This is a genomic window from Streptomyces sp. NPDC057438, assembly GCF_042802995.1.
Lineage (GTDB): Bacteria > Actinomycetota > Actinomycetes > Streptomycetales > Streptomycetaceae > Streptomyces.
Genome location: NZ_JBHVDD010000183.1, coordinates 1 through 3,573, shown reverse-complemented (window position 1 = coordinate 3,573; position 3,573 = coordinate 1). Strand labels below are relative to the sequence as shown.

The window sequence follows — 3,573 nt, the reverse complement described above, 5'->3', positions numbered from 1 at the left end:
CGTGCAGCTCGCCGTCGACATGACCGGCCCCCTCGACACGGCCCGCCTGCGCACCGCCGCCGAGGCCCTGCTCGCCCGCCACCCCAACCTGCGGGCCGGGTTCCGCTCCAAGGGGCTCGACAAGCCGCTCCAGGTGATCCGCCGTCAGGTGCGCACGCCGTTCAAGCAGGTCGACCTCACCGACCGGGGCAGTGTGGCGGTCGCCGAGGAGGCGTACCGTGCCCTCGCCGACGCCGAGCGGTCCCGCCGGTTCGACATGTCCCGCCCGCCTCTGGTCCGCTTCACCCTCGCCGCGCTGCCCGGCGGCCGGCACCGGCTGCTGGTCACCGTCCACCACATCCTGATCGACGGCTGGTCGGTGCCCGTCCTCCTGGACGACCTGTTCGAACTGTACGAGCGCGGCGGCGACGAGACCGGTATGCGCCGCGTCCCGCCGTACCGCGAATACCTGGCCTGGCTGGCCCGGCAGGACCGGCCCGCCGCCCTGAACGCCTGGGCCCGGGAACTCGACGGCCTGAGCGAACCGACCCTGCTCGGCGCGGGCAACGGCCCCGGCGGCGCGGTCGTCCCGCACAGCACCACCGTCACCCTCAGCCGCGAGGAGACCGGGGAGCTGACCGCGCTCGCCCGCAGCCGCGGCTGGACCCTCAACACCCTCGTCCAGGGCGCCTGGGGCCTCGTCCTCGGCCGCCTCCTCGGCCGCACCGACGTCGTCTTCGGCGGCACCGTCTCCGGCCGACCCCCCGAGCTCCCCGGCGTCGAAACCATGGTCGGCCTCCTCATCAACACCCTCCCGGTGCGCGTGAACTGGCAGCACGAGGACCGGCTCGCCGATCTCTTCACCGCCCTCCAGGACCGGCAGTCCAAGCTCACCGCCCACCAGTTCGTGCAGCTCGGCGACATCCAGCTCCAGTCCGGGCACCAGGAACTCTTCGACACCACCACCGTCTTCGAGAACTACCCGCTCGGTGCCGAGCAGGCGCCCCCGCTCTCCGGCGGCCTGGAGATCACCGACGTCGACGCCCGGGACGCCACCCACTACGCCGTCAGCCTCGTCGGCCTGCCCGGCGACGAGCTCTCCTTCCGCATCGACTACCGCCCCGACCTCCTCGACGCGGCCACCGCGGAGCGCGTCGCCGCCTGGCTGGGCGGCCTGCTCACCGCCGTGACCGCCGACCCGGACACGACCATCGCCCGCCTGGACCTGCTCGACGGCGAGGAGTACGCCCGTGTGGTCGGTGAGTGGAACGCCACCGACCACGCCGTCCCCGACACCACCCTCACCGCCCTGCTCGAGGAGGCCGCCGCCGCCCACCCGGACGCCGACGCCGTCGGCCACGCCGACACCCGGCTCACGTACCGCGAACTCCACAGCCGCGCCAACCGGTTGGCGCGTCACCTCGTCGCGCTAGGCGCGGGGCCCGACCGCATGGTGGCCGTCGCGCTGCCCCAGCGGCCCGACCTCGTGGTGGCCCTGCTCGCCGTCCTGAAGTCCGGTGCCGGCTACCTGCCGCTGAACCCGTCCGACCCCGCCGAGCGCATCACCGGAATGTTCGAGGAGACCCGGCCGGTCTGCGTCCTCACCACCGGTGAACTCGCCGACCGCCTCCCCACGACCGACGCCACGGCCCCCGCTCCCGTCCTCCGTTGTGACGACCCCGCCCTGCGCACCCGTCTCGCCGCCCTCCCCGACACCCCCCTCACCGACGCCGACCGCCGCTCCCCGCTGCTGCCCGCGCACCCCGCGTACGTGATCTACACCTCGGGCTCCACCGGCCGGCCCAAGGGCGTCGTCGTCGAGCACCGGTCCGTCGTCAACTACCTTCTGTGGGCGCTCGACCTGTACCCGTCCGCCGGGCGCAGCACCCTGCTGCACTCGCCGGTCTCCTTCGACCTCACCGTCACCGGCCTGTACGCACCGCTCGTCCGGGGCGGCAGCGTCCACCTGACCCGCTTCGCCGACGGCGGCCCCGCCCCCGAGGCCCCCGCCCCGGAGGGCGGCGTCGCCTTCCTCAAAGGCACCCCCAGCCACCTCGCCCTCCTGGAGGAGCTGCCCGCCGCGTACTCGCCCACCACGGAACTCGTCCTCGGCGGCGAACCCCTGTCCGGCGCGCACCTCGACCACTGGCGCGCCCAACACCCCGGCGTGCGTGTCGTCAACGAGTACGGGCCCACCGAGACCACCGTCGGCTGCACCGCGTACACCGTCGAGACCGACGACGAGATCCCCGCCGAGATCCTCTCCCTCGGCACCCCCATGTGGAACACGCAGGTGTACGTCCTGGACACCGCGCTGCGCCCCGTCCCGCCGGGGGTCGTCGGCGAACTGTACGTCGCCGGCACCTGTGTGGCGCGCGGCTACGCGGGCCGCCCCGCTCTCACCGCGAGCCGCTTCGTCGCCAACCCGTTCGGCGCGCCGGGCACCCGCATGTACCGCACCGGCGACATGGTCCGTTGGTGCTCCGACGGCAGCCTCGAATTCGCGGGCCGGGTCGACGACCAGGTGAAGATCCGCGGCTACCGCGTCGAACTCGGCGAGATCGAGTCCGTGCTCGCCGATCGCACGGGCAGTGCCCAGGTCGCCGTCGTGGTCCGCGAGGACCGCCCCGGTGACCAGCAACTCGTCGCGTACGTCGTCGGCGACGACACCGACGGCCTGCGCGAGTACGCGGCGGACCGGCTGCCCGCGTACATGGTCCCCTCGGCGTTCGTCGCCCTGGAGGTCCTCCCGGTCACCGGCAACGGCAAGCTCGACAAGCGGGCGCTGCCCGCCCCGCAGCACGAGGAGACCGCGGCCGGCACGGCGGGCACCGGCCGCAGAGCCCGCACCCCGCAGGAGGAGATCCTCTGCCAGGTCTTCGCCGACGTGCTGGGCGTCCCGAAGGTCACCGTCGATGACAGCTTCTTCGAGCTGGGCGGCCACTCCCTGCTCGCGACCCGCCTCGTCAGCCGCATCCGTACGGCCCTCGACGTCGAACTCGCCATCCGTACCGTCTTCGAGCACCCGACCCCGGCCACTCTCGCCCGCGCCCTGTCCGGCGCGGACACCGCCCGCGCCGCCCTGACCGCCCTCGCCGCCGGCGACCGGCCGGAGGTGCTGCCGCTGTCGTTCGCGCAGCAGCGCCTGTGGTTCCTGGACCGTCTGGACACGGACGGCGGGACGTACAACATCCCGCTCGCCGTACGTCTGGAGGGCGAGTTGGACGTCGCCGCGCTGGGCGCGGCCGTGAACGCGGTGGTGGCCCGGCACGAGTCACTGCGCACCACGTTCCCAGTGACGGACGGCGAACCCCGGCAGCACGTGCAGGACGCGTCGGTCACCGTGCCCATCGCCGTCCAGGAGGTGCCGGAGGGCGACGCGAACATGCTGCGGGACGCCCTGCTGGCGGAGGCCGCCGCCCGCTTCGACCTGGCCCGCGAACTGCCCGTCCGGGCACGTCTGTTCAGGGTCGCGGAAAACTCCCATGTACTGATGGTGGTGCTGCACCACATCGCGGGCGACGGCTGGTCCCTGGCCCCCCTGATGCGAGACCTGGAAACCGCCTACACCGGCCGCGAACTCACACCCCTGCC

The 3,573-nt window shown here is 73.5% G+C and carries 1 protein-coding gene; it reads left to right on the top strand.

Features of this window, described 5'->3' with window-relative positions; translation table 11 throughout:
• Positions 1-19: 19 nt before the first annotated feature.
• Positions 20-3,573 (top strand): amino acid adenylation domain-containing protein (locus ACFU5F_RS42130; protein WP_383898962.1); only part of this gene is annotated, 3,554 nt, incomplete at its 3' end.